This window comes from Pseudoalteromonas rubra (assembly GCF_000967655.1).
Taxonomy (GTDB): domain Bacteria; phylum Pseudomonadota; class Gammaproteobacteria; order Enterobacterales; family Alteromonadaceae; genus Pseudoalteromonas; species Pseudoalteromonas rubra_A.
Genome location: NZ_JXYA01000009.1, coordinates 68,196 through 92,437 on the forward strand (window position 1 = coordinate 68,196; position 24,242 = coordinate 92,437).

Here is a 24,242-nt window from a genome sequence, read left to right on the forward strand (position 1 = left end):
CCCTTTTAGTCCTCTACTGTCCAACTGAGCTCACTATCTTAATTTGTCTCTCATCCGGTACTTCCTGATACGACATCACTCTGAGTCCCGGGATGGTGTGTTTTACAAATCGTGACAGCACACTTCTTAACATACCTGAGGTTAATAAGATGGACGGCTCGCCGAGCATTTCTTGCGTTTGATGGGCTTCTCTTAGTGAACCTTGAAGCCGCTCTGCAAGGCCTGGCTCTATGCCTGCCCCCTCATCACCTGCGTTCTGAAGTGATTTATGCAACATCTGTTCCAACTCAGGCGCCAATGTTATGACAGGGATTTCTTCAGCCCCACCAACCGCATCCTGAACAATCAATCGGCGTAGTGAAATACGTACCGCAGCCGTTAATACATCCGGGTCCTGACTGCGTGGCCCGTACTCAACCAGAGTCTGAACAATAGAGCGCATATCACGAATTGCCACGCCCTCGTTAAGCAAGTTTTGCAGTACTTTTACAATAGTTGTCAGAGGTAATACATCAGGGACCAAGCCTTCGACCAGGCGAGGGTGACTCTTGGCCAGCATATCTAGCAGGTTCTGAACTTCTTCATGGCCAAGCAGTAAAGACGCATTGTTAGTCAATAACTGACTGATATGTGTCGCCACAACCGTCGCCGCATCGACCACGGTGTACCCCAGAGAATGTGCTTCGTCTTTTTGTTCAGGTTTGATCCAAACCGCTTCCAGACCAAATGCAGGATCTTTAGTCGCAACCCCGTTGATTGGGCCAAATACCTGGCCCGGATTGATAGCCAGCTCATCACCGTGCTTCAGCTCACCATCACCGGATCCCACTCCCATCAGGGTAATGCGATAGGCATTCGGGTCTAATTCGAGGTTATCGCGAATATGCACAGGTGGCACCAGAAAACCCAGCTCCTGTGACAACTTCTTACGCACCCCTTTAATGCGATTCAACAGCTCGCCGCCTTGTGACTGATCAACCAGCGGGATAAGGCGGTAGCCTACTTCCAGACCAATCACATCCACCGGCTGTACATCATCCCAGCCAAGCTCTTTTTGTTCCTGCTGCTGAGAAGCGACTGCGCCGCCTTTTGATTCCTCTGCTTTTTCTTCTTCGGCCTTAAGCTTCTGCTGGTGTTGGTAGTAAGCCAAAAAGCCAATGAGTCCGCCCAGGCCCAGGAAAGCAACATGTGGCATGCCAGGCACAAGCCCCATCACAATCAGAATCCCGGCTGCAATAGACAAGGACTTCTCATTGCCCAGTTGCTGGGTCATCTGCTCGCCCATATTGTGCGATTCGTTCTGACGAGTTACAACAATCGCCGTACCGATAGAAAGTAGCAGTGACGGCAGCTGAGCAACCAGACCATCACCAATAGTCAGTAAGGTATACACCTCCATCGCTCTGCCAAAAGTCAGGTCGTGCTGTACCATACCGACAAACAGGCCGCCAATGATGTTAATTACCAGAATAACAATCCCCGCTATCGCATCCCCTTTTACGAATTTACTGGCACCATCCATTGAACCGTAGAAATCAGCTTCACGGGTGACTTCTTCACGTCTTGCTCTGGCTTCGTCAGCCGAGATGAAACCGGCATTTAAGTCTGCGTCAATCGCCATTTGTTTACCTGGCATCGCGTCCAGGGTAAAACGGGCTGATACTTCGGAGATACGGCCGGCACCTTTGGTGATAACCACAAAGTTAATGATGATGAGGATCAGGAAGACGACCAGACCAACCGCGTAGTTACCGCCAATTACAACGGAACCAAACGCTTCGATCACTTTACCGGCTGCGTCTCCGCCGTTATGACCTTCCAGCAGCACCACCCGGGTACTGGCAACATTCAGTGCCAATCGTAGGATTGTCGCTATCAGCAAAACTGAAGGGAACATGCCAAATTCAAGCGGCTTCATGGTGTAAACCGTCACTAGCAGTACAACCAATGCCAGGGCAATATTGAATGAGAACAAGATATCAAGCAAGAAAGGGGGCATAGGTAATACCACCATGCCCAATGCCGCCAACACCAGCACTGGGGTACCAATGCCTTTGGCGTACTCTTTTTTATCTCGATTAACCTGCTGTAAAACCGCTTTAAAATCCATAACTTACAAACCACAAATTATTGACGCAGTTACATTAAAGCAAGTTTAATACCAATTAGCTTAGTGTTTTAGTTCATCGGGGATCGGCAGGTCTTTATTCAGGGCAACAGGCCGCTTACCCCGCCCCTTGTTGAACTTTTTCAGCTGGAATACGTAGGCCAGCACTTGCGCCACGGCGGTAAACAGCTGTTGTGGAATTTGGTCGCCCACCTCAGTGGTGTGGTACAAAGAACGAGTCAGCACAGGCGACTCGACAATCGGGACTTCATTACCTTTGGCAATTTTACGGATCTGCATGGCCAGTTCATCAACTCCTTTCGCAATGACCATAGGGGCACCGGCTTTGTCAGTGTCATACTTGAGCGCCACAGAATAGTGAGTGGGGTTGGTTACAACCACATCGGCATCAGGTACTTCCTGCATCATACGACGCTGCGACATCTCCCGTTGTGTGCGCCGAATACGCGCTTTGATCTGGGGATCACCTTCGGAGTTCTTGTACTCGTCCTTTACTTCTTGCAGCGTCATCTTGAGTTGTTTGTGATGATTATAGCTCTGATAGGGTGCGTCAATGGCTGAGATAATGATCATAGTGCAGCTCAGTGCGAGAAACATCCAGGCAAGAATTTCCAGCGAGTGCAGAATACTGCCAGGGATTTGCTCGATACTCAGGTGTAATATCTCATAGAAGAACATCTTGATCAGCAAAATTGCAAACCCGGCCACCAGCACGAATTTAAGGATGGATTTGACCAGCTCTACAGCCGCCTGAGGCCCAAACATACGTTTAATGCCTTTCATTGGTGACATTTTGCTGGCTTTAGGGGCTGCGGCTTCCCAGCTAAAATTAAACCCGCCTAACAAAGTATTTCCAATGATCCCGGCAACCATGATGATCAACACAAACATAGACAGCGGGAAGATGATCTCAGAAAATGCATCACCCCAAACCGAAAACATTTTAGTGGTGTCATAGGTTTCATTGCGATTTAGCGTAAACATGCGACCCATCATGTTATACAGCCCCTTCGCAATGTCCGCGCCATACAACAGCAATGCCACAGCTGAGAATATGAGCACGAACGTCGTACCCAGCTCTTTTGACCGCGCAACCTGCCCTTTTTTCTTCGAGTCAGCTATCTTTTTGTCTGTGGGTTCTTCCGTGCGTTCCTGACCAGAATCTTCTGCCATCTTCTTGCTCCCGGTACCCGATTACACCGTACAACCAATCAGGTTGCACATCAGCTCTGTCATTTTCAGCCACTGAAACTCGTACTGAATAATAAAGTTCCCCATCGTCATCCAGATGATCAACAAACCTGCCACCATAGTAAACGCAAATCCGACCGAGAAGATATTCATCTGCGGCGCGGCACGGGTCATTATGCCAAATGACAAGTTAATCAACAGCATGGCCGTTAAAGGTGCCAAAGACAACGCCAGTGCCGTGGCAAACAACCAGCTCCCCCAGGTCACTATCAACCAATAGTTATCGGCCACCCACCAGGTACCGTCAATAGGCCAGGTCTGAAAGCTATAAACCACCATGTTAATCATCATCAGATGACCATTAAAGACAAAAAACAATAACGTAGCCAGGATCAGATAAAACTGACCAACAGCAGGTACACTCAGACCATTGGCGGGGTCAACCACGGACGCAAAACCCAGGCCTGTTTGCATTGCCAGGATCTGACCCGCAACAATAAAGGTATTTAGCAACAATACCGAGGCGAAGCCAATTGCAACCCCAACAATGATTTCATGTGTCACCACCAAAATCATGGCAAAAGAAAATAAATCAGTAAACTGAGTCTGAGGGATAGCAGGTACAACCGCCACCGTTACCACAATCGACAGGGCAAGCTTCACTCGGGTAGGCACACTTTGCGCACCCAAACCGGCCATGATCATGATCATTGAGCTGATCCGAACAAATGGCAACAGGTAGTCACTCAGCCACTGTATGATGATTGCAAAAGGGTACTCCATAGCAGACTATCCCGCTATTTCAGGGATTTGCAGTACCAACTGGTTGAAGAAGTCCATCAGCACCTGAGTCATCCAATGACCACCATAGATGAGTGCCACAATGGTGATGATGAGCCTGGGCAAAAAGCTCAGAGTCTGTTCGTTGATTGACGTAGCAGCCTGGAACACCGCGACCACCAAACCTATCATCAGACCGGGGAGTACAATGGCTGTCACCAGCTTGATAACAATAAAGAGCGAGTCACTGAGAATGTCGACAAAAACTTCTGGCTCCATATTACACTCCTAAGCCAAAACTTCGCGCCAGCGTGCCCATGATCAAAGACCAGCCATCAACCAACACAAACAGCATAATCTTAAAGGGTAAAGCCACAATCATGGGCGACAGCATCATCATACCCATAGCCATCAAGACACTGGCAACCACCAGGTCAACTATCAGGAAGGGGATAAAAAACATAAAGCCAATGATAAAAGCGGTCTGCAATTCGCTGGTAACAAAAGCCGGGATTATCACCACAAACGGGGTGTCTTCCGGGCTATCGAGTTTATCGTAACCGGCTATCTTGGCGAATGTTTCCAAATCCTTTATCCGGGTTTGGGAAAGCATAAATGCTTTGATAGGCTCTTTGGCTTCTTGCAATGCCTGGATCGACGTCAACTCTTCGTTCAAATAAGGTTGTACGGCGCGGTCGTTAATTTGATTGAAGATTGGCGCCATAATAAAAAAGGTCAGAAACAGCGACATACCCACCAAGACCTGATTTGACGGCGATTGCTGTAAGCCAATTGCCTGACGCAATATCGCCAGTACCACAATGATGCGCGTAAACGAGGTCATCATAATCACAGCAGCCGGGATAAAGCTCAGTGCTGTCATGATGGCCAATACTTGCAGGGTTACTGAGTATTCCTGAGAGCCATCCGGATTAGTTGTTACGCTCAGAGCCTCAATACCATCAGCAAAGGCATTTGATGCAAAGAAGAACACACTGATGAGGAGAAGAATTCGGACCATAGGTTTATTTCTTATTGTTATTTGCGCCAGACATTAAGCGACTAAGTTCTTTAGCAAAAGGCGCTGTGGGTGTCACCTCTAACGGCGACTCTAACTGATATAAATAATTAATACTGTGTGGCGTGACACCGAGCAAGTGTTGCTTATCGTCAATTTCTATTACCAGCAGGCGCTCTTTACTACCTAGCGGTAAGCTGCGGATCACTTTAAAATCCTGGCTGTTACCCAGATTTGGGTTAAAGCGCTTAACCAGCAATGCCAACCCGATAATCGCTAGCACCACCAAAGCCAAAGACAGGCCAACCGATAATAGCTCACTGCTGAGCCCACTTGGTGGCTGCACTGCAGCCACACTGGAGAACATTAATACACTCATTCCCTGGGCTGCTAGCGAAGCTTTTTGATGCGTTCGACCTGGCTGATCACGTCAGTCAGGCGAATACCAAACTTATCGTTTACAACAACCACTTCACCGTGCGCAATCAAAGTGCCGTTAACCAATACATCCAGAGGTTCACCGGCAACCCTGTCCAGCTCAACAACGGAGCCCTGGTTTAACTGGAGTAAATTACGGATATTAATTTTAGAGCGGCCCACCTCCATCGAAATGGTGACCGGGATATCTAAAATTGTATCGAGTTTGCGCTTTTCATCCGCACTCAGATTAGCGCCACTGTCCTGTAACTCTTCCAGTTCTGCAACTTCGGCTTCAGTACCGTCCTGGTCAGCTTCCTCGGCCTCTGCAAGTGCAGCCGCCCATTCGTCCATTGTATCTTGATCATCGCTCATGCACTGACTACCTTAATTAACTTCTTCATCACCAATCCAAATCCACACCTTCAGACAGGTGCAGATCTTCTTCTAATTCTGCCAATTCGGCATCCGAGTCCAGCTTCTTGCCGCCCTTTGTAAACACGTGAAGCTCAGACTTAACCGATTCAGGACGTTTAATCTTCTCACTGATCTGCAGCGCCACATTATCGCGGGAGCGCCCCATTTTAGCCCGAAACGTCGGCAGCTCCTCCACAAACACAGTGATATGCTCAGGCATTTCAACGGGGATAATATCACCCGCTTTCAACTGCATAATTTGCTCCAAAGACAAGTCGACTTCCAGTAACTGTGTAGACAGCTCAACTTCAACATCCATAATTTCGTCACGCAGTGCCTTACTCCAACGCAGATCCGTATCTTCCGTATCTGATTGAACACCGGCGTCGAGCAGTTCACGGATGGGTTCGAGCATCGAGTAAGGTAGGGAAATATGGAAGTCTCCGCCCCCGCCGTCCAGCTCAATGTGGAATGAGCTTATTACCACAACCTCGGTCGGTGACACTATGTTGGCCATCGCAGGGTTTACTTCTGAATCCAGGTATTCAAAAGATACATCCATAACCGGCGCCCAGGCTTCTTTGTAATCTTCAAAGATGATCTTGAGCAGCATCTGAACAATACGTCGCTCAGTTGGCGTAAATTCACGTCCTTCAATTTTCGCATGGTAACGGCCATCACCACCGAAGAAGTTATCTACCAGAATAAACACCAAACGGGCTTCCATGGTGATCAAACCGGTGCCCTTAAGCGGGCGAAAACGCACCATGTTCAAGCTGGTCGGTACAAACAAAGTGTGAATGTACTCGCCAAACTTGAGCATTTGTACACCATTGATTGACACTTCAGCGGTACGACGCATCATATTGAACAGACTGATCCGCATATGCCGGGCAAATCGTTCGTTAACGATTTCCAGCGTTGGCATGCGACCACGAACGATTCTGTCCTGCGACGAAAAGTCGTATTGTAAGGCGTTACTGGTCCCGCCATCGTCACTATCGGGAACCTCTTCTTCTTCGACTTCATCAACGCCATGCAATAAGGCATCGATTTCGTCTTGTGATAATAAGTCGCTCACTGACTCTTCCTACTGCATTACAAAACCGGTAAATAACACACGCTCAACTACCTTGCTGCCCTCAACGCTTTCCATTGCGGCCTGCACTTTATCCAGCGCGCTCAGACGTAAGGTCTCTTTACCTGCACTGGTACTCAATTCATCAGCGGTTGTGGTGGAAAACACACTTAACAGGGTGCCTTCAATCAGAGGAATATGCTTCTTGGCCACCTCTTCATTGACGTCGCCCCGCACCAGCAGCTGTACTTTAATTTGCACTATGCGGTCGCGACTCGCGCCTGGCACGTTAAACACAAAAGGACGAGGCATAGCGACATACAACGCACTGCCCGTTTGAGCAGCATTTTGCTGCGATGCCTGTACCTGCTGTTCGGTCGTTTCTTCTGCCAGCGATTCGGGCGCCTCATCTGACCCTGCAAATAAAAAGTAGCCCGCAACTGCGGCTAAAACAACAACCACAGCCGCAATAATAATGATTAATTTCTTCTTCGAGCCACCGGTTTCTTCTATTTCTAAATCGCTTTCTTCTGCCATTGTCGCGCTTCTTTAACTCACTGTAACCTTAATCATAGCAGCTGTTACGCATAGTAATCTATTGCAGAATCACTTTGCCGCCTGCTAGTTGTTGATTGTTGGCCGTTATTTTGCGCTTCACTGCCATTATTAGCAAGTGTTCCATGACCTTGCGATGATTCCTGATGCTGTTGTTCACCGCCTTGTCCTTGTTGAATGTTACTTTCTCCAAGCTGGATCCCTTGCTCTGCCAGCATCTCCCTGAGTTTTGGCATGGACTGTTCAAGCTGTTCTTTCGCTTGCTGGTTTTGCACAACAAAGTTAACCTGAGCCTGCTCTCCCTCCGAGCGTATACGTATCTGCATACTGCCCAATTCAGGTGGATCTAAGCGGATCTCAGCTTCCTTGTTATTGATATTCAGCATCATATTGACGCGCTCTTGTAAGGCTTTCACCGCATCATTTCTTGCAATATTTATGGCCTGACTGACGGCAGGGTCGGTCTGCATGGCTTTTTGGTTCACTGCACTTTGCTGGTTAACCTGCTGGGTTTGACGGACCTGCTCAACTTGTGCCAGTACCTCATTAAACTCATGCTTTAACCCATCATCGACACGCTCGCCACGAATGGCTTTAAAGATATTTTCTATGGGTGCTGGCACGGCGCTGCGCTGCTGCGAATTTTGCTGCTCAGACTGCCCCCCCTCTTTTTTTAGCTGCGCTAACTCTGGGTGTTCACTATCGAGCGGCTCGCTTGCAACCGCTTGCTGCTGCACGTCTTTGAGCTGCGATTTTTGTTCTGCGTTACCCACAGCCGACTGACTTACCGCAGCACTCTGTTTGTTCACCTTATCTGGTGAAACCGGATCTGCTACTTTTGCGGCTTTGCTGTCTTTTTCAGATGTAGCAAGCTGCTCAGTATTATTGTTTTGCACTTGCTGATCAGTTTGAGCTGGCTGTTTGGCCACCGTCGCTGTCATGTCCTGAGCTTTGTTTGCCCCCGCCAGTTGGGGCTTCACACCCAACTCTTGCAGCAACTGTTCGGCTTTCGCGCGATGCTCAGGGTCGCTCAGCTCACCACTGTCCAGCTGAGACTGAAGATTCGTTGCCAGTGTCTGCTTTTGCTGCGGCGTCAATGCGTCAACCATCCCTTTCAGATCACTTGTGCTGGTTGCATTGCTAAGCTGCTGAGGCTGAGCTGGTTGGGGTGTTTTGATTGCCTTGTCTGCACTAGCCCCCTGGGCGTCATCGCCCTGTGGCGTTGTGATCACCGGGCCGATTTGCTCGCCAGGGCGCTGAGTAACTTGACCAGTCAAAGGTTGTGCCTCGCCCGCGTATTTATGCACTGCACTTTGTGCTGATGCTTGCTCACGCAGCGGTGCCTCTGAGGTCACAGCCTTACCCGCTGGCAATGCCTGCTCTGCTTGTAGTGGCTTAGTCTGCGCTGCGTGCTTCTGCTCATCGGTCGACGTTACGTTTACCGCATTTTTAATATCGCCTGTACTGCCTGACTTTAACGCTTCTGTCAGCCCGGCAGCCTTTGCTTCTCCTTTCACAGGCTGATTATCCGCTTGTGCAGGCAAAGCAGCATCGCTTGGTTGCGTGATCACCGGTCCCACTCGTTCAACGCGTTTGGCAATCACCAGCTCATCAACACCCTCAGCCTGCGTCTTACCCTCCATAGATTTCGCACCTGCATGGCTAGGTGCGCTTGTCAGTGACGCTTTTGTATCAGTGAGTTCAGGGTCCTGGGCCTCATCGACTTGCCCTGCAGGCGCAGGTACGACTGGCCCGATATTATCGCCAGGCTGTTTACCTTCAGGTGGCATTACCAGGGCTTCTTTGCCCAGATAGTCTTTCAGTGCTTTGGGCACAGGTGCCAGGTTATGTGCAACGTCAGTGCTTTGTGCATTGGATGAGGTGATCTGAGCAAGCAGATCATCGGCATCGCTGTTTGAACCAGCAGCTGCGCCCGATTGGCCTACTGTCTGACCAGGTAGCTCAGAATCATCGAGTTTTAACGGTTCGTCCGGCGCAGCTTTTTTATTCGTCGGTACGTCACTGGTATCCAAACCCAGACGGCGGTCCAGGCCTCCCGGCAAAGGAATATACTCCTGCGTCTCATCGGTGTCTGACTGTTGAGCCTCGTCGCTACTGTCTTGCTCTGCCTGAGCCAACATAGCGAGAAAGCCCGAGTCCTCGGACTGTTCCGTTTGATCCTTTCCCTTCGCCGAAACTCCGTTATTGATTGCTACTTCTAGCGAAACATTGACCATACTGTCACCTTCATATGCGGCAAGTTTGCGCCGCTAACCGGATTAAATTGATTTACAGGGTTGATATTGCAAAAAACAGGCCATTTATTGTGCTTGTTTGCGCCGCATAAAAATATTAGTGGCAAACTCGTCCAGCATCTTCTGCTCGGCTTTGGCCAGCTTTTGCTGATGCTCCAGTGCTTTTTTCTCTATCAGCTTGGCAATTGCTTTGGCCTTAACTTGTTGCTCAAGCCATAACTTGCGGCGCTGGTCGACCACGCGCTTAGCCGTTGCCACTGTGCTTGCCTGCTGTGTGATGGCTTGTTCAATTTTGTTAATAAAGGCGTGATACTGGCCAAACCCGGCGCTCGATAAACCTTGCAGGGCTTTTTGGTGCAGCTGTTGACTATACTCAAGGCGAAAATCATTCAAACCATTGAGCTTTTGCTGGTTGGCATGAAAGTTCTGCTCAGCCTGAATAAAGTTAAGACGCAGTTTTTCTTCTTTTTCGCTTTCCAGTTTGTAAAGCAAATCGAGTTTGTTATTTGCCATTAGCCTTGTCCCAGAAGTTGTGCCAGACCTTGCAGACATTCGTCATAATGCAGCACGTCTTTCATTCCCTGCTGCAAGAAGGCATTAATATTCGGCATCATGTTGATGGCCTGATCCAGCATAGGGTCACTGCCCTGCTGATAAGCCCCTAAAGTGATCATGTCTTTATTTTGCTGGTACATAGAATAAACCTGTTTAAGCACCCGAGCCTGTTGCATATGGCTCTCAGACACCACCTGCGGCATCACCCGCGAAATCGACTTTTCAATATCAATGGCCGGATAGTGGCCGCTGTCTGCCAGGTCCCGTGACAACACGATGTGCCCATCAAGAATAGCCCGGGCAGAATCGGCAATGGGGTCCTGCATGTCATCCCCCTCACTCAGTACCGTGAAGAAGGCTGTGATTGAGCCCTGCCCCTCGCCTCCGTTACCTGCGCGCTCTACCAGCGCCGGCAACTTAGCAAATACAGATGGCGGATACCCTTTGGTGGCCGGTGGCTCTCCCACCGCCAGGGCAATTTCCCGCTGTGCCATGGCGTAGCGGGTCACCGAGTCGAGCAGTAACAGCACGTTCAGCCCCTGATCGCGAAAATATTCCGCAATGGTTACTGCACTTTCACAGCCCTTGAGCCGCATCAGCGGCGAAGCATCAGCCGGTGCGGCAACCACCACAGAGCGTCGCCGCCCTTCTACACCCAGGATCTCATCTATGAATTCTTTTACTTCCCGGCCCCGTTCACCAACCAGACCGACCACAATCACATCCGCCTCACTGCCGCGCGTCATCATGCCAAGCAACACAGATTTACCCACACCACTACCTGCAAACAGACCCATCCGCTGCCCCTGGCCTACAGTAACAATGGAATTAATGGCACGTACACCCACATCCATCGGCTCTTTGATTGGGCGTCTGGCCAGCGGGTTTATGGCTGCCTGAGCGAATTTGAGGTGGGTTTCTGCTTCAATCGGTCCGAGGCCATCCAGTGGGCGTCCCAGTCCGTCGACTACTCGACCTAACAGGCTCATCCCCACCGGCAAACCAGCCTCTTTGATCTGTGGGATCACACGGGCACCCGGCAGGACACCAGAAATATGATCATTGGGCATCAGATAGAGGGTATCCTGGTTAAATCCGATGACTTCGGCATCAACAAATCCGCGGATGGTTTCTATCTTACACTGGCTGCCGACCGGGGCATTGAGCCCCCTCGCTTCAAGCGTGAGGCCGACTACCCGAGTCAGGCTGCCCGCTACAGCAACGCCATAAGGCTGGATATGTTTTTGAAATTTTTGCAGGCGTTCAGCCAGGGGCGGTTGTGTCGAACTGGATACGGTCATTTGCTATCGGTGAAAAAATTCAGATAACTCACTCATGCAAAAAGCTAACCAACATTTAGTTTAGTGCGATGCTCGGTTAGCTACACCGCACTATGGTATGGCTCAGGTGTCTACGCCGCTACCCTGTAAAAAGCTGCCAAGCACCTCACTGATGCGGTTTTTGAGGCTTAAGTCGATGGAGGACTCCGGCGTTCTGATCTGGCAGCCACCGCGTTCCAGGGTTGGCTCAGGCACGAGCTGCCAGTGTTGCTCGGCAATGGTTTCTTCGCCATATGCTTCTTTGACCAGCGCCAGGTCATCAGGGTGTAAATTGATCCGCATCTGCGTATCATGCAAAGGTAAGGCGTCAATCCCTTTCTTCAGCGCCTGTAAAATCAGCTCCGGACGCGCCTTCACCTGCTCAAAAATCACTTGCTCTGCCAATAAATTGACGAGTTGCAATAATTGCTTTTCAGCGGCTTCATCTATCTGACGCAGAGGGTTTTGGGTGGCATCCAGTAACGCAGACAATGACTGCAATCGCTCTTCAATGAGCGGCTTTGCTTCTTCTATGCCCTGCTCCTTACCAAGCGTGACACCTTCTTTGTAGCCGGCTTCTTTGCCTTCACTGACGCCTTTGTCAAAGCCCTCAATATAGCCCTGTTCATGGCCCTGCTTAAGGCCTTCTTCGTAAGCGTCCTGTCTGATCTGCTCGAGCTCCTCAAGTGTCAGTGTTGGAACGGCTTCTTCTTCAGGCTCAGGTTCGGCGTGTTTAACTTTTTGCTGATAAACCTCCTCAAGCGGCGTCCCCATTGCGGTTGAACGCCCGGAATACTTGCTCAGATCCTGTTCTACATCCGGGATCGGCCAGTTTTCTAACAGTTCGTCCAAGGCGTCGGAGCTCACAGGTTTACCACGATATAACTTTTTCTCAGCCATGGCTTACAGGAACTCCTCACCACCACCACCACCGAGCATAATTTCACCCGAGTCGGCAAGACGTCTGGCTGTGGCCAGGATCTCTTTCTGCGCAGCTTCAACTTCACTGATCCTAACTGGTGGCATGGCTTCCAGATCATCGGCCATCATTTCTGCGGCACGTTTAGACATGTTCTTCATGATCTTGTCTTTCAGAGAGTCATCGGCACCTTTGATGGCCTTCATCAATACATCCTGCTGTACTTCACGTAGAATCGCCTGAATACCTCTATCTTCAACATCCATAAGGTTTTCAAAGACAAACATCAGATCCTGAATTTGCTGCGACATTTCTTCATCATGTTCACGGATAGAGTCCATCAGCTGACCTTCGATGTTGGTATCCAGATAGTTCATAATGTCGGCAGCGGCTTTCAGGCCACCCATTTTCGCAGCCTGCGCACCAGCTTGACCGGCAAACTGTTTCTCCATGATTTCATTCAGCTCTTGCAGTGCAGCGGGTTGTACTTCTTCGAGGTTGGCGATACGCATTGTCAGGTCTAAGCGAACCTTCTCAGGGAACTGAGCAAGTATCTCAGCCGATTGCTCCGGCTCCAGATAGGATAATACGATTGTCTGGATCTGCGGGTGCTCGTTACGGATGATGTTAGCCACCTGTTTGGAGTCCATCCATTTCAATGAGTCCAGGCCTTTAGCACCTGAGCCCATCACAATCTGGTCGATCAGGCTGGCTGCTTTGTCTTCACCCAGTGCCGCAGTCAGTGCCTTCTTAATGAAGTCCTCAGACTGGAAGCCGATGGTACTGAAGCTTTGGATCTGCTCGATAAACAGGTTGTGCACCGCACTTATTTTGGCCTGCGATAAGTCATCGAGTGCCGCCATCGCCATACCCACTTTTTGCACCTGCTTGGGTTCCAGATGCTTCAATATCTGGGCAGCATCTTCTTCCGTCAGGCTCAGTAGCAGGATGGCAGCCTTATCGACCCCATCCAGTTTGTCTACATCAAATGCCGGCGGCAGTTGTTTTTGTTCTTCATCACTCATCTTCAGTTAACCATGCTTTAACTACTTGAGAAGACAGCTCTGGCTCATTGGCAACCAGTGCACGAACCGCTTTGAGCAAGTCTTCGTCACCATGTAAGTCTGGCAATTGTAATGTACCATCGGAAGAGAAGCCAACTGCTGATTCATCAAAGTCATTGTTTAGCATATCTAAAGTACTGTCGCCAAGGTCTACCCCTGAGGTTAGTGCATCTTCATCATATTCTTCAAGCGTATCTTCTGGGTAAATCAGACGTTTCAGCATAGGTCTGACAACAGCCAGTATCAGTACGATGATAACCAGGGCGCCCATTACCAGACGGATGGTTTTCATAAACCATTCCTGCTCCCATAGCGGCAGGTCGCCTTCTTCCATAATGTTTTCGCGAACAAATGGCACAGTCACTACTTCCAGCGCATCACCACGTTGCATGTCGAAGCCGACACCGCCCTGAAGCAAGCGACGAATGTTGTTCAGCTCTTCCTGAGAGCGTGGTGTCATCACCATATTGCCCTCAGCATCCGGTTTGTTCATATAATCCACTGCGACCGAGACACTGATGCGACGGATCACGCCGGTTTGCTGACGCTTATGTGAAATGGTGGTATCCAGCTCATAGTTACGTGTGGCTTCTTTATGGATACGTGACGGCGTAGTGCCCGTGCCATTACCCTGGCCTGCCACTTCCGGAATATTGGAGTTCACCGGCGGCTGGTTTGTTAGCGCGCCTGGGATACCCACAGCCAGACCACCCACATTATTCTCTTCAAAGGTGGTTTCACTGCGCACCGCAGGTAAGTCCGGATTAAAACGTTTCTGGGTTTCTTCTACCGCACTGAAGTCCATCGTCAGGTCAACCTGCGCGGTGTACTTACCGAGCCCAACCACAGGGATCATGATGCTGTCGATTTTTTCCAGGTATTCCTGCTCGCGCTTACGCTCGATTTCATATTCTTTACGAGAACGTGCAGCCAGCGAATCCTGAGAACCGGAATTAAGTAAGCGGCCATTCTGATCCGTCACCGTGACGCGGGCTGGGGTCAAGCCCTGCACAGCAGACGCGACGATATCAACGATGGAGTCTACTTCTTCGCTGTCCAGTGTACGACCGCGTTTTAAGGTAACAACCACTGTGGCTGAGGGCTGTTTTTCGCGGCGTGCAAAGACGTTTTCTTTAGGAATAGCCAACAATACTTTGGCACGATTAATATCTTGCAGTTCTTCTATGGTGCGGGCCAGTTGTTGCTCACGACTGTGCTTAAGACGCTCACGTTCAAGTCGCTGACTTACGCCAAAGCCCATGTCCTGCATCAGAATATCAGTACCACTGCTGGGCGCCTGACTGAACCCGTCTCGGGCCATTCTCAGCTTGATATCCTGATAATCAGATTCGGCGACCATAATGGTGTTACCATCCAGGTCATATTCGATTTTTTGGGCATCCAGAAAGTCCAGCGTCTGAACCAGCTCTTCGGTTGGATATTGGCCCAGCGGGCGCATATCGGGCTGACGGGCCCAGATAATGATAAAAATCGCGATTGCCAGACAGATGGCCAACGCTATCACCAAAGTAATCTGGCGGAGCATATCAACACCGCTCAAAGCACTAAAGTAGCCAGATTTTTGCTCTTGTTGCGTATCTGCATCGCCACCTGCACCGGGAACGGTTTGTCCATCAGCAAGTGCCAGATCGGTTGATTGATTGTTAGCCACGATTACTCTCCACTAAGCTCTGTTTAAACCGGCATGCTCATAATGTCTTTATAAGCTTCAATCAGCTTATTTCTGACCTGCATTGTGGCATCAAACGCCACCGATGATTTGTTTTTGGCAATCATAGCTTCTGCCAGAGACACACTGCGATCACCCATTTCAACCGCAGTGACCTTTTCTTTGGCATCGCGCTGTAATCCGGCAACGGTATTGAGTGCATCACTGAGTAAGTCACCAAACTGGGCGCTTGACGTTGCAGCCGTTGCCTGAACAGGTAGCTTATTTGGGTCCTGAGGTCTGACACGGCCAGCCTCTGAGGCCATAGCCTGCATTTCCTGATAAAGTCCGGTAGATTGAATTTTCATGGTCTGGCTCACTTTGTGAGTTATACATAACTCTAATAAAGCACAAAGCGTGCCAAAATAAACACATTTAAATTCAATAACTTAAAAGAAATTAGGTGGGTCGAATTTTTGACAGTGACAAATTTCGACAAAGAAAACAGAGAAATCCGGGCAGTGATTGCCCGGATGATATGGTTTGCAAGTCAGGCCGGCACGGGTAACCCCAAATCGCGCATTCTGGCCAGCTTATATCTGAGTGTTCTTGGACTGATCCCCAGCAATTCAGCGACATCTTTGCGCTTACCGTTGCAACGGCTCAGCGTATCCAGAATGATCTGATGCTCCTTGTCCTGCAATTCTTCTTTATAGTTCAAGCCTTCGGCGTCCTCAGCCATATTGATGTCGGCCTGACTGACGGGGTCGGCTTCTGGGGCAGAGAATACAGCCGTTTGTTCAGTGCTCTGCTGCGCGTGTGCGCTCACAGCAGGCGCAAAATTCTCGATAAAAATATCATCAGCAGTAATGTGTGTTCCCTGCTGCAGGATCAGCGCTCTTTGAACAACATTATCTAGTTCTCTGACATTGCCAGGCCAGGCATGACTGAGCAGCTTGTCTTTGGCACACTGTGATAACGAGGGTGTCAATTTTCCGGCTTTGTCACAATGGCGCTGTAACAGGTGCTGTGCCAGTGGTACTACATCACCACTGCGCTCTGCCAGTGGCAGCCAGGTCAAAGGAAACACATTAAGCCGGTAATACAGATCTTCACGGAATACGCCATCCTTGACCGCCTCTTTAAGGTCGCGGTTACTGGTTGCCAGCACCCGTACATCCAGCTCAATGGTTTTACGACCACCAAGACGCTCGACCTCTCTTTCTTGCAGTACCCGCAGTAGTTTTGCTTGCAGGCCCAGGTCCATCTCAGTGATTTCATCCAATAAAATGGTGCCTTTTTGCGCTTGTTCAAACTTACCCGGACACGCGGCAATCGCGCCCGTAAACGCGCCCTTCTCATAGCCAAACAGCGTGGCTTCGAGCATATTCTCGGGGATCGCCGCACAGTTGATGGCCACAAATGGCTGTTCGGCGCGCTCTGAACGGTCGTGGATATAACGAGCCAGTACCTCTTTGCCTGAACCACTGGGGCCCAACACCATGACACTGGCATCAGAGCGAGCCACTTTTTTGGCCAGTTCAAGCAACTCAAGACTTTTGCTGTCTGCAACCACCGGACCGTCGGTTTCTTTCTCTTTTTCAGGCATATAACGGCTGACCATATTGAGCAATACTTCGGGCGCAAAGGGTTTAGCCATGTAATCGATTGCCCCTAGTCGCATCGCTTCAACCGCGTCATCTATGGTGGCATAGGCGGTCATCATCAGCACAGGCAGCTCAGGATAATTCAGTTTTACCGTTCTAAGCAGATCCAGACCACTCATGGCCCCCATTTGTACATCACTGACCAGCAGTGAAAAGGTCTGCTCTTTTAGCAATATGACTGCCTGCTCAGCGCTATCTGCTTCGACGCACTCAAACCCTGACATTTCAAGGGTGTCAATCAGTGCTTCGCGCAACCCGGCATCGTCTTCTACAACCAGAATCTTGTTGCTCATACGGCCTCCTGTAATGATGAATGTTCGCTGGAAATAGGCAGTAACATGCTAAAACATGCGCCTCCGCTTTCATTGTTCTTGACGTCTACCCGACCTTTGTGAGAATGGGCGACGGAATTTACAACGGCTAAGCCCAGGCCCGTGCCCTGTGATTTAGTCGTGTAAAAGGGTTCAAATAATTTGCTTGCCAGGCTCAGGTCAACCCCTGGGCCGTTGTCAGACACGCTGATACGAACAGTATCTGTGCCAGCCTCACGTTTGGCACAGATCTCTATTCTGGCATCTCCGCCAATATGCTGCACACTGTTGTGGATCAGGTTCTGGATGGCACTGGCCAGCGCCGTTTTATTGCCCAGAATTTCAATATCCGGCTCGGGCAAAACCACGGATAACTCTGCCTTGTGCAGTGAAACCATAGCATCTGCTCCGGCTTTGACCTCGCTCAGAAGCTGTTGCATTGAAACGCGCTCGATCACCTGTTGCTCGCCACTTTTAGCAAACAACAGCATGTCATTGACCTGGTTTTCAAGGTCTTTAAGACGCGACATCAGCTTAGTGTGAAATTTGTCTCGAGACTGTGCGGGAAGCTTGCTGCTGCCCAGGTTTGCACCATACAACATGGCCGCAGACAAAGGCGTACGCACCTGGTGCGCCAATGAGGCGACCATTTTACCCAGCGCGCTGAGGCGCTGCATATGGGCAACACGCGCTTGCAGACGTCTTGTTTCAGTTAAGTCGGTCATCAGGATCAGCTGTCCGGGCTCCGGGGTCAGAGCGGTAATAGCGAGTTTGATCAGGCGTCCGTCTTTGAGAGACACTTCATGGCCATCATCCTGCTGTGGACAGAAAGAACGCTGGATAATGCTGAACCACTTCTCTCCTTCCAGAGGCTCGCCCAGCATGTCAATGGCTATCTGATTGGCCTTGGCTATCATGCCCTGACCATCCAGTACCACCACACCGGCTGGCATGGTATCGACCAGGTGGCTCAACCAGCTGGCCTGCTGGCGCAGATCGCTCAGCTCGCCCATGTACGCCTCTTGCAACAAGCAAGGGTTATACTGAGTGGTTGGCACAAATTGTGGATTGATCACTTTTGCTAATGCCATGATGTTGCTCTCATAAACTTAGATACTGTGATAAAGCAATTGATGTGCCAACTTTAATTATCAATAAATTCAGTGGATTATAATATGCTATTACCCTTCAAAAGTTTGACACTGTTTATTTGTACAGCCATTCATTATGCGCTAAACTGAACTCAACCTAACATCACCATTAAGGACAATATCATGACCACACGCTGTCACTGGGTCGATTTAAGTAAGCCTGATTATGTCGCCTATCACGATGAGGAATGGGGAAAACCCGTACTGGAAGACGCTAAGCTGTTCGAGTTTATCACGCTGGAATCGGCACAGGCAGGTCTGAGCTGGTACACCATTTTGAAAAAACGCGACAACTACCGGGCGGCGTTTCATCAATTTGACCTGCATAAAGTCGCGGCGATGACAGAAGACGACGTCATTAAACTGATGGATAACACTGGGATCATTCGTAATAAACTAAAAATCCAGGCAACAATCAATAACGCCAAGCGGTTTATAGAGATACAACAAGAATTTGGTAGTTTTGCTTACTACCAGTGGCAGTTTGTTAACTTTGAACCAATCGTGAGCACTATCCATAGCCCGCAGGATTATCAGGCCACGACAGAGATCAGTACGCAATTCGCAAAAGATCTGAAAAAACGGGGTTTTAAATTCCTGGGACCCACCACAGTATACGCCCACATGCAGGCCTGTGGCATGGTCAATGACCATCACGACGACTGCTTTTGTAAAGCGCCGATTTTAGAGATGTATCAGCAGTTGGATATTAAAGCGCAGTTGAGTAGTCAGAAATAAGATACACAGAGGCAGCTTTTCTGTAGCCATAAAAAACGGCGCTATCAAAGCGCCGCTCTTCTATGTCCTACTACCATGGCTAGTCGCGGTTTAGGTTGTATTTTTTCATTTTTTCGACCAGCGTAGTGCGGCGTACACCCAGAATCTCTGCCGCTCTGGCAACCACATAATCATAACGCTCAAGTGCCTGGGTGATCAGGCTAATTTCCATGTCTGCGAGATACTCTTTCAGCTCTATCCCTTCATCTGGCAGTAGCCCAAGACCAGGCTCTGCACTGGCCTGTTCAAGTGATTCTTCTTCATCTTCAAAATCACTGAATCCATCACTGAACAGCTCGTTAAAGACATCTTTTTCAAGCAGTTCTTCCGGATATTCAGGTTCGTAAGCCTCGACATCGATATAACGATACTTACCCGGTAAGTCTGTGACATCTACCACTTTTTCCGGGAACATTATGGCCATGCGTTCTACCAGGTTTGCCAGTTCACGAATGTTACCGGGCCAGCTATGTGCCTTGAGACTGTCAACGGCACGATCGGTGAATTTGACTGAACTGCCGCCCTGCTCTGCAACACGGCGCAGTAACTCTTTGAGCAAAAGAGGAATATCATCTGCGCGTTCACGCAGCGAAGGGTTCTCGATGGGAAATACATTGAGGCGGTAGAACAAATCCTCACGGAACTTGCCCTCCTCGATCATGATTTCCAGGTTGCGGTGTGTAGCTGCAATCACCCTGACATCTGCCTGAATGGGCTTAGTGCCGCCAACCCGCTCGTAGCTACGCTCTTGCAAAACACGTAGCAACTTAACCTGCATCTGCAACGGCATATCACCTATTTCGTCGAGAAACAGAGTACCGCCTTGTGCCAACTCAAAGCGTCCTTTACGTGCCGAGATTGCGCCGGTAAATGCGCCTTTCTCATGACCAAACAACTCGCTTTCCAGCAGCTCACCAGGAATAGCACCACAGTTAACCGGTACAAACGGGCCTGAATTGCGGTTGGATAGCAAGTGTACATTGCGTGCAACCACCTCTTTACCTGTACCTGATTCGCCAAGGATCAATACATTGGCATCTGTTTTAGCCACCTGAGAGATTAAAAAGCGCACTTCTTTAACGGCTTTGGTATCACCTACCAGGCCATCAAACGACTTAGCGTCATTAAGCTGAGTCGACTTGCCCGGCAACATACGCAGATATTGCTGACAATCGTGCAGCAGCTGCATGGTCACTTCCTGACTAAACGGCTCTGTGATAAGACCAATCACATTGGCGAGAGAAAGCAGCGGCCTTAAGGTTTCCCCAATCAGCAAAAATGGCACTGCAGGCAATGATTTTATCAGCACTTCATGATTGTGCTGTGACAGAGCGCCCAGGATCACCACCGGCTCTTGTAGATTGCTGAATAGATCGGAGGAAAACTCCGGCTCTGCAATCACCTGTGCCGGCTGCCCGACAAAACTCAATGCCGCAGCCAGTCCGGTTGCTCTGTTATTATTGTTATCGAGGATCGTAATCATGCCCGCAAGGTCACACTTCTTCGTTTACATCAATAGTATTGATTGTAAGTCAGTGACATGGGGATGCAATACCTAAGTGGCAAGTTTTTGACATCAACGCCAAAAAAACGCCACAGCCCATGCGCTAAATCAATACTTAAGGATTAAAATGGCAGAAAATGAGACATACGTACATTTATAAGGAACGAGCGTTCACGCGCTCAAATTGGTATAAAAAAGCCAGTGTAAGTTCACTGGCTTTATTTAGTTCTGAGTGACGGCTTTACAGTAAGCCCAGCACCGATGAAGCTGACTGGTTTGCCTGGCCTCGCAATGCAATTGATGCCTGAGACAAAATATCATTGGCTGTTTGCTCTGCAACCGCACTGGCATAGTCAGTGTCCTGGATCCGACTCTGACTTTCGGCAATATTATCTCTTTGCGTACCCAGACCGCGTATTGTGCTGTTCAGAGTGTTTTCAAACGCGCCTAGCTGCGTTCTTTGCGTGTTTAGCGCTTCAGAAACCTGATCGGCGGCATCTATGGCCGTTTGCGCACCCGCCTGCGTTGAAATATCAACACTCAGAATAGGGTTAGCAAAGCTGCCGTCCGACGCCGTAAAGCCTTGCGTTGTATTGGCATCTGGCCCAACCTGAAAACTGGTTTGGTTGCCGTCAAACAAGGCCTGGCCACCAAAGGTGGTATTTTCAAAGGTGTCGGTGATCTGCGACTGAAGCTGAGACACTTCGTCCTGCAAGGCTTGTCTGTCTGAGTCGGTCAGTGCACCACTGCCCGCCTGGATCGACAATTCACGGATCCGCGACACAGCGTCGTTAACCCCAGACAATGCAGAGTCTGTTGTTTGCGAATAAGAGATGCCGTCATAAGCATTGCGGATAGACTGATTATATCCTTCCTGCTGAGATGTCAGCCGGTTGATAATTTGCAGTGCAGCCGCATCATCCGCAGCCGAGTTGACCTTTTTACCACTGGCAAGCTGTTGATTGAGCTTGTTATTGGTCTGATCAACTTGATTAAAAAAACTGTTACTTTGAGATTTTATCTGCATAACGCCTCCCCATCAGGTGTTATATAGCACTAAGTCTACTCCTTTGTGTTCAAAAAGTCATCTATTATAAGAAATTGAATATTACGCTTGGTATATTTACTGCAAAAACTCCATAACTGATATAAAGTGTTGAGTAATCACTTTTTTATCTTTAGTTAGGCGGGTTTCTTACAGTCATACCTTTTTCTATACTGTAAAGAATTCAATGCACCTTTAGGTGGACTTTATGTTTGATAACAAAACCATTCTCATCACAGGCGGCACCGGCTCATTCGGCAAAAAGTATGTTAAGACACTACTTACCCGATATAAGCCAAAGAAAATTATTGTTTTTTCTCGTGATGAGCTAAAACAATTTGAGATGCAGCAAGTATTTAATGACCCTTGCATGCGTTACTTTATCGGTGACGTTCGAGACAAAAGCCGCCTTTATCGTGCCATGCAGGGCGTTGATTATGTGATCCATGCCGCAGCACTCAAACAAGTGCCAGCGGCCGAGTATAATCCCATGGAGTGCATCAAAACCAATATTAATGGCGCCGAGAACGTGATTGAGGCTGCACTCGATAACAACGTCGAAAAGGTGATTGCCCTGTCAACGGATAAGGCAGCTAACCCGATCAACCTGTACGGTGCCACTAAGCTGGCTTCCGATAAATTGTTTGTTGCAGCAAATAACATCGCAGGTGGACATAAAACCCTGTTCTCTGTCGTTCGATACGGCAATGTGGTGTGTTCAAGAGGCTCGGTTGTTCCTGTATTTCAACGCTTTATCGATGAAGGTTGCGATCATATTCCTATTACCCATGCCGATATGACGCGCTTCTGGATCAGTCTCCAGCAGGGGGTAGACTTCGTGCTGAAGAATTTTGAGCGTATGCTGGGCGGGGAGATCTTCGTACCTAAGATCCCTTCTATCCGCATTGTCGATCTTGCCACAGCTATGGCACCGCAACTGCCACATAAAATAATCGGTATACGCCCCGGAGAAAAGCTGCACGAAGTAATGTGCCCCGAAGATCTCTGCTTTGATACCTTTGAATTTAGCGATCACTTTGTCATCGCGCCCGGCATTAAGTTTAGCAGCCGCAGTAATGACTTTGATACCAATGCACTCGGGGAGCGAGGCCATGCTGTAGCACCTGGATTTGAGTACAATTCACTCAGTAACCCGGACTACCTGTCTGTCGAAGCCATTAAAGCTTTTAATGCTCAGGCATTGATCTAACCTGACAGGAGCACAACATGATCCCTTATGGCAAACAGAATATTGCTCAGCAAGACATCGATGCAGTGGTTGCGGTATTACAGTCTGATTTTCTGACCCAGGGTCCGGTTGTTCCCCAGTTCGAACACGCTGTTGCTCAATACTGCCAGGCATCTCATGCGGTCGCGATGAATAGTGCCACGTCAGCTTTGCATGTTGCTTGCATGGCCCTGGATGTTACCCAGGATAGCCTGGTCTGGACCGTACCTAACTCTTTCGTTGCCTCTGCGAATTGTGCACTGTATTGCGGCGCGTCTGTCGATTTTGTCGACATCGACGTGACCACAGGTAATCTGTGCCCGCTTGCGCTGGCAGCCAAACTAGAAACAGCAAGGGCAGCCGGGCGCTTACCCGATGTTGTGATCACAGTGCACTTTGCAGGTCAATCTTGCGATATGGCAGCCATCGCACAACTGGCCGGACAATACGATTTTAAAGTCATTGAAGATGCATCCCATGCTATCGGAGGGCGTTATCAGGATAAGCCTGTTGGCAACTGTGACTATTCAGATATTTGTGTGTTCAGCTTTCACCCGGTTAAAATTATTACATCGGCTGAAGGCGGTATGGCCGTGACGCAAAATGAGCAGCTTGCACAGCGCATGCGCTCACTAAGAAGCCATGGTATCACGGCAGATCCCACCTTGCTGACTGAGCCAAGTCATGGCCCCTGGTACTATCAGCAACAAGCGTTGGGGTTCAACTATCGCATGACGGACCTGCATGCCGCGCTGGGCCTGAGTCAGTTAGCACAACTTGACCGATTTGTGGCCACTCGCAACAAGCTTGCGCAACACTATGATGCCTTGTTTGCAAAAGTTGAAGGTGTCACGCCGTTATCCCAATCCGATAACCAATACAGTGCTTACCATTTGTATGTGGTCAGAATTGCTCATAGCACCGGGCAGTTACATGAGTATCTTGTGACTCAGTTAAGAGCCCAAGGGGTTTTTGCTCATGTGCACTATATCCCCATTTATCTGCAGCCCTATTATCAACAATTAGGGTTTGAGCCCGGCTATTGCCCAGCGAGCGAAGCCTATTATCACAGTGCGATTACCTTGCCACTGTTTCCCTCTTTGACGACAGCACAACAGCAACATGTCGTCGATACCCTTTGCCAGCTGCTCAGCGATTGGCAAAAAAATCACTCTGCACTGAAGGAGTAGCAGC

Annotated in this window: 23 protein-coding genes; 3 read left to right on the top strand and 20 right to left on the bottom strand. The window is 49.3% G+C overall.

The window, feature by feature from the left end:
* Positions 1 to 13: 13 nt before the first annotated feature.
* The 18 genes from flhA to TW77_RS05275 form a co-directional block, all read right to left on the bottom strand.
* Positions 14 to 2,110: a flagellar biosynthesis protein FlhA gene (gene flhA, locus TW77_RS05190; RefSeq protein ID WP_046003904.1), complete on the bottom strand. Its 2,097-nt coding sequence runs from the start codon at positions 2,108 to 2,110 to the stop codon at positions 14 to 16.
* A gap of 60 nt (positions 2,111 to 2,170) precedes the next feature.
* Positions 2,171 to 3,301 carry a flagellar biosynthesis protein FlhB gene (flhB, locus tag TW77_RS05195; RefSeq protein WP_046003905.1) on the bottom strand — a complete coding sequence of 377 codons (1,131 nt, stop codon included), beginning with the start codon at positions 3,299 to 3,301 and terminating at the stop codon, positions 2,171 to 2,173.
* A 21-nt stretch (positions 3,302 to 3,322) separates the two neighbouring features.
* Positions 3,323 to 4,102, bottom strand: a complete 780-nt coding sequence (gene fliR, locus TW77_RS05200; RefSeq protein WP_046003906.1) for a flagellar biosynthetic protein FliR — start codon at positions 4,100 to 4,102, stop codon at positions 3,323 to 3,325.
* Positions 4,103 to 4,108: 6 nt separating this feature from the next.
* A complete protein-coding gene (gene fliQ, locus TW77_RS05205) occupies positions 4,109 to 4,378 on the bottom strand; it encodes a flagellar biosynthesis protein FliQ (RefSeq protein WP_046003907.1) in 270 nt (89 codons plus the stop codon).
* Position 4,379: 1 nt separating this feature from the next.
* Positions 4,380 to 5,120 carry a flagellar type III secretion system pore protein FliP gene (gene fliP, locus TW77_RS05210; protein ID WP_046003908.1) on the bottom strand — a complete coding sequence of 247 codons (741 nt, stop codon included), beginning with the start codon at positions 5,118 to 5,120 and terminating at the stop codon, positions 4,380 to 4,382.
* A 4-nt stretch (positions 5,121 to 5,124) separates the two neighbouring features.
* Positions 5,125 to 5,496, bottom strand: coding sequence for a flagellar biosynthetic protein FliO (fliO, locus tag TW77_RS05215; RefSeq protein WP_046003909.1), 372 nt, complete (start codon positions 5,494 to 5,496; stop codon positions 5,125 to 5,127).
* 11 nt (positions 5,497 to 5,507) lie between these two features.
* Positions 5,508 to 5,909 (bottom strand): flagellar motor switch protein FliN, encoded by a 402-nt coding sequence (fliN, locus tag TW77_RS05220; protein WP_046003910.1) that lies wholly within the window; start codon positions 5,907 to 5,909, stop codon positions 5,508 to 5,510.
* A gap of 28 nt (positions 5,910 to 5,937) precedes the next feature.
* Positions 5,938 to 7,032, bottom strand: a complete 1,095-nt coding sequence (gene fliM, locus TW77_RS05225; RefSeq protein ID WP_046003911.1) for a flagellar motor switch protein FliM — start codon at positions 7,030 to 7,032, stop codon at positions 5,938 to 5,940.
* A 9-nt stretch (positions 7,033 to 7,041) separates the two neighbouring features.
* Positions 7,042 to 7,566: a flagellar basal body-associated protein FliL gene (gene fliL / locus TW77_RS05230; protein ID WP_046003912.1), complete on the bottom strand. Its 525-nt coding sequence runs from the start codon at positions 7,564 to 7,566 to the stop codon at positions 7,042 to 7,044.
* 44 nt (positions 7,567 to 7,610) lie between these two features.
* On the bottom strand, positions 7,611 to 9,821 hold the full coding sequence (locus TW77_RS24580) for a flagellar hook-length control protein FliK (protein ID WP_071211946.1): 2,211 nt from the start codon (positions 9,819 to 9,821) through the stop codon (positions 7,611 to 7,613).
* An 84-nt stretch (positions 9,822 to 9,905) separates the two neighbouring features.
* Positions 9,906 to 10,352, bottom strand: a complete 447-nt coding sequence (gene fliJ, locus TW77_RS05240; protein ID WP_046003913.1) for a flagellar export protein FliJ — start codon at positions 10,350 to 10,352, stop codon at positions 9,906 to 9,908.
* Positions 10,352 to 11,695: a flagellar protein export ATPase FliI gene (gene fliI / locus TW77_RS05245; protein WP_046003914.1), complete on the bottom strand. Its 1,344-nt coding sequence runs from the start codon at positions 11,693 to 11,695 to the stop codon at positions 10,352 to 10,354. Before fliI ends, fliJ begins: the two co-directional genes overlap by 1 nt.
* 102 nt (positions 11,696 to 11,797) lie before the next feature.
* On the bottom strand, positions 11,798 to 12,613 hold the full coding sequence (gene fliH / locus TW77_RS05250; RefSeq protein WP_046003915.1) for a flagellar assembly protein FliH: 816 nt from the start codon (positions 12,611 to 12,613) through the stop codon (positions 11,798 to 11,800).
* A gap of 3 nt (positions 12,614 to 12,616) precedes the next feature.
* Positions 12,617 to 13,657 carry a flagellar motor switch protein FliG gene (fliG, locus tag TW77_RS05255; protein ID WP_046003916.1) on the bottom strand — a complete coding sequence of 347 codons (1,041 nt, stop codon included), beginning with the start codon at positions 13,655 to 13,657 and terminating at the stop codon, positions 12,617 to 12,619.
* Complete coding sequence (fliF, locus tag TW77_RS05260) at positions 13,650 to 15,371, bottom strand: flagellar basal-body MS-ring/collar protein FliF (protein ID WP_156158601.1); 1,722 nt, start codon at positions 15,369 to 15,371, stop codon at positions 13,650 to 13,652. The genes fliG and fliF overlap by 8 nt, the downstream gene beginning before the upstream one ends.
* Positions 15,372 to 15,391: 20 nt before the next feature.
* A complete protein-coding gene (fliE, locus tag TW77_RS05265; RefSeq protein ID WP_010385672.1) occupies positions 15,392 to 15,733 on the bottom strand; it encodes a flagellar hook-basal body complex protein FliE in 342 nt (113 codons plus the stop codon).
* A gap of 182 nt (positions 15,734 to 15,915) precedes the next feature.
* Positions 15,916 to 17,325: a sigma-54-dependent transcriptional regulator gene (locus TW77_RS05270; RefSeq protein ID WP_046003918.1), complete on the bottom strand. Its 1,410-nt coding sequence runs from the start codon at positions 17,323 to 17,325 to the stop codon at positions 15,916 to 15,918.
* Positions 17,322 to 18,434, bottom strand: coding sequence for a sensor histidine kinase (locus TW77_RS05275; RefSeq protein ID WP_046003919.1), 1,113 nt, complete (start codon positions 18,432 to 18,434; stop codon positions 17,322 to 17,324). Before TW77_RS05275 ends, TW77_RS05270 begins: the two co-directional genes overlap by 4 nt.
* Before the next feature lie 183 nt (positions 18,435 to 18,617).
* Here TW77_RS05275 and TW77_RS05280 point away from each other — a divergent pair, with 183 nt between their 5' ends.
* Positions 18,618 to 19,232: a DNA-3-methyladenine glycosylase I gene (locus TW77_RS05280; RefSeq protein WP_046003920.1), complete on the top strand. Its 615-nt coding sequence runs from the start codon at positions 18,618 to 18,620 to the stop codon at positions 19,230 to 19,232.
* Positions 19,233 to 19,311: 79 nt separating this feature from the next.
* On the opposite strand, the gene TW77_RS05285 is transcribed toward TW77_RS05280, so the two are convergent.
* On the bottom strand, positions 19,312 to 20,754 hold the full coding sequence (locus TW77_RS05285; protein ID WP_046003921.1) for a sigma-54 dependent transcriptional regulator: 1,443 nt from the start codon (positions 20,752 to 20,754) through the stop codon (positions 19,312 to 19,314).
* 262 nt (positions 20,755 to 21,016) lie between these two features.
* Positions 21,017 to 21,802, bottom strand: a complete 786-nt coding sequence (locus TW77_RS05290) for a flagellin (RefSeq protein ID WP_046003922.1) — start codon at positions 21,800 to 21,802, stop codon at positions 21,017 to 21,019.
* A 226-nt stretch (positions 21,803 to 22,028) separates the two neighbouring features.
* On the opposite strand from TW77_RS05290, the gene pseB reads away from it, so the two are divergent.
* A complete protein-coding gene (gene pseB / locus TW77_RS05295) occupies positions 22,029 to 23,030 on the top strand; it encodes a UDP-N-acetylglucosamine 4,6-dehydratase (inverting) (RefSeq protein WP_046003923.1) in 1,002 nt (333 codons plus the stop codon).
* 17 nt (positions 23,031 to 23,047) lie between these two features.
* Entirely contained in the window at positions 23,048 to 24,238 is a 1,191-nt protein-coding gene (pseC, locus tag TW77_RS05300; RefSeq protein WP_046003924.1) for a UDP-4-amino-4,6-dideoxy-N-acetyl-beta-L-altrosamine transaminase, read from the top strand.
* The last annotated feature ends 4 nt before the right edge of the window (positions 24,239 to 24,242 follow it).

Coding starts and splice junctions, on each gene's coding strand:
- fliN (WP_046003910.1), bottom strand. CDS start 5,909: ATGAGCGATGATCAAGATACAATGGACGAATGGGCGGCTGCACTTGCA.
- fliP (WP_046003908.1), bottom strand. CDS start 5,120: ATGGTCCGAATTCTTCTCCTCATCAGTGTGTTCTTCTTTGCATCAAAT.
- fliO (WP_046003909.1), bottom strand. CDS start 5,496: ATGAGTGTATTAATGTTCTCCAGTGTGGCTGCAGTGCAGCCACCAAGT.
- TW77_RS24580 (WP_071211946.1), bottom strand. CDS start 9,821: ATGGTCAATGTTTCGCTAGAAGTAGCAATCAATAACGGAGTTTCGGCG.
- fliG (WP_046003916.1), bottom strand. CDS start 13,657: ATGAGTGATGAAGAACAAAAACAACTGCCGCCGGCATTTGATGTAGAC.
- fliQ (WP_046003907.1), bottom strand. CDS start 4,378: ATGGAGCCAGAAGTTTTTGTCGACATTCTCAGTGACTCGCTCTTTATT.
- TW77_RS05290 (WP_046003922.1), bottom strand. CDS start 21,802: ATGCAGATAAAATCTCAAAGTAACAGTTTTTTTAATCAAGTTGATCAG.
- pseB (WP_046003923.1), top strand. CDS start 22,029: ATGTTTGATAACAAAACCATTCTCATCACAGGCGGCACCGGCTCATTC.
- TW77_RS05275 (WP_046003919.1), bottom strand. CDS start 18,434: ATGGCATTAGCAAAAGTGATCAATCCACAATTTGTGCCAACCACTCAG.
- flhB (WP_046003905.1), bottom strand. CDS start 3,301: ATGGCAGAAGATTCTGGTCAGGAACGCACGGAAGAACCCACAGACAAA.
- TW77_RS05285 (WP_046003921.1), bottom strand. CDS start 20,754: ATGATTACGATCCTCGATAACAATAATAACAGAGCAACCGGACTGGCT.
- fliL (WP_046003912.1), bottom strand. CDS start 7,566: ATGGCAGAAGAAAGCGATTTAGAAATAGAAGAAACCGGTGGCTCGAAG.
- TW77_RS05270 (WP_046003918.1), bottom strand. CDS start 17,325: ATGAGCAACAAGATTCTGGTTGTAGAAGACGATGCCGGGTTGCGCGAA.
- fliI (WP_046003914.1), bottom strand. CDS start 11,695: ATGACCGTATCCAGTTCGACACAACCGCCCCTGGCTGAACGCCTGCAA.
- fliJ (WP_046003913.1), bottom strand. CDS start 10,352: ATGGCAAATAACAAACTCGATTTGCTTTACAAACTGGAAAGCGAAAAA.
- fliE (WP_010385672.1), bottom strand. CDS start 15,733: ATGAAAATTCAATCTACCGGACTTTATCAGGAAATGCAGGCTATGGCC.
- fliR (WP_046003906.1), bottom strand. CDS start 4,102: ATGGAGTACCCTTTTGCAATCATCATACAGTGGCTGAGTGACTACCTG.
- fliH (WP_046003915.1), bottom strand. CDS start 12,613: ATGGCTGAGAAAAAGTTATATCGTGGTAAACCTGTGAGCTCCGACGCC.
- pseC (WP_046003924.1), top strand. CDS start 23,048: ATGATCCCTTATGGCAAACAGAATATTGCTCAGCAAGACATCGATGCA.
- flhA (WP_046003904.1), bottom strand. CDS start 2,110: ATGGATTTTAAAGCGGTTTTACAGCAGGTTAATCGAGATAAAAAAGAG.
- TW77_RS05280 (WP_046003920.1), top strand. CDS start 18,618: ATGACCACACGCTGTCACTGGGTCGATTTAAGTAAGCCTGATTATGTC.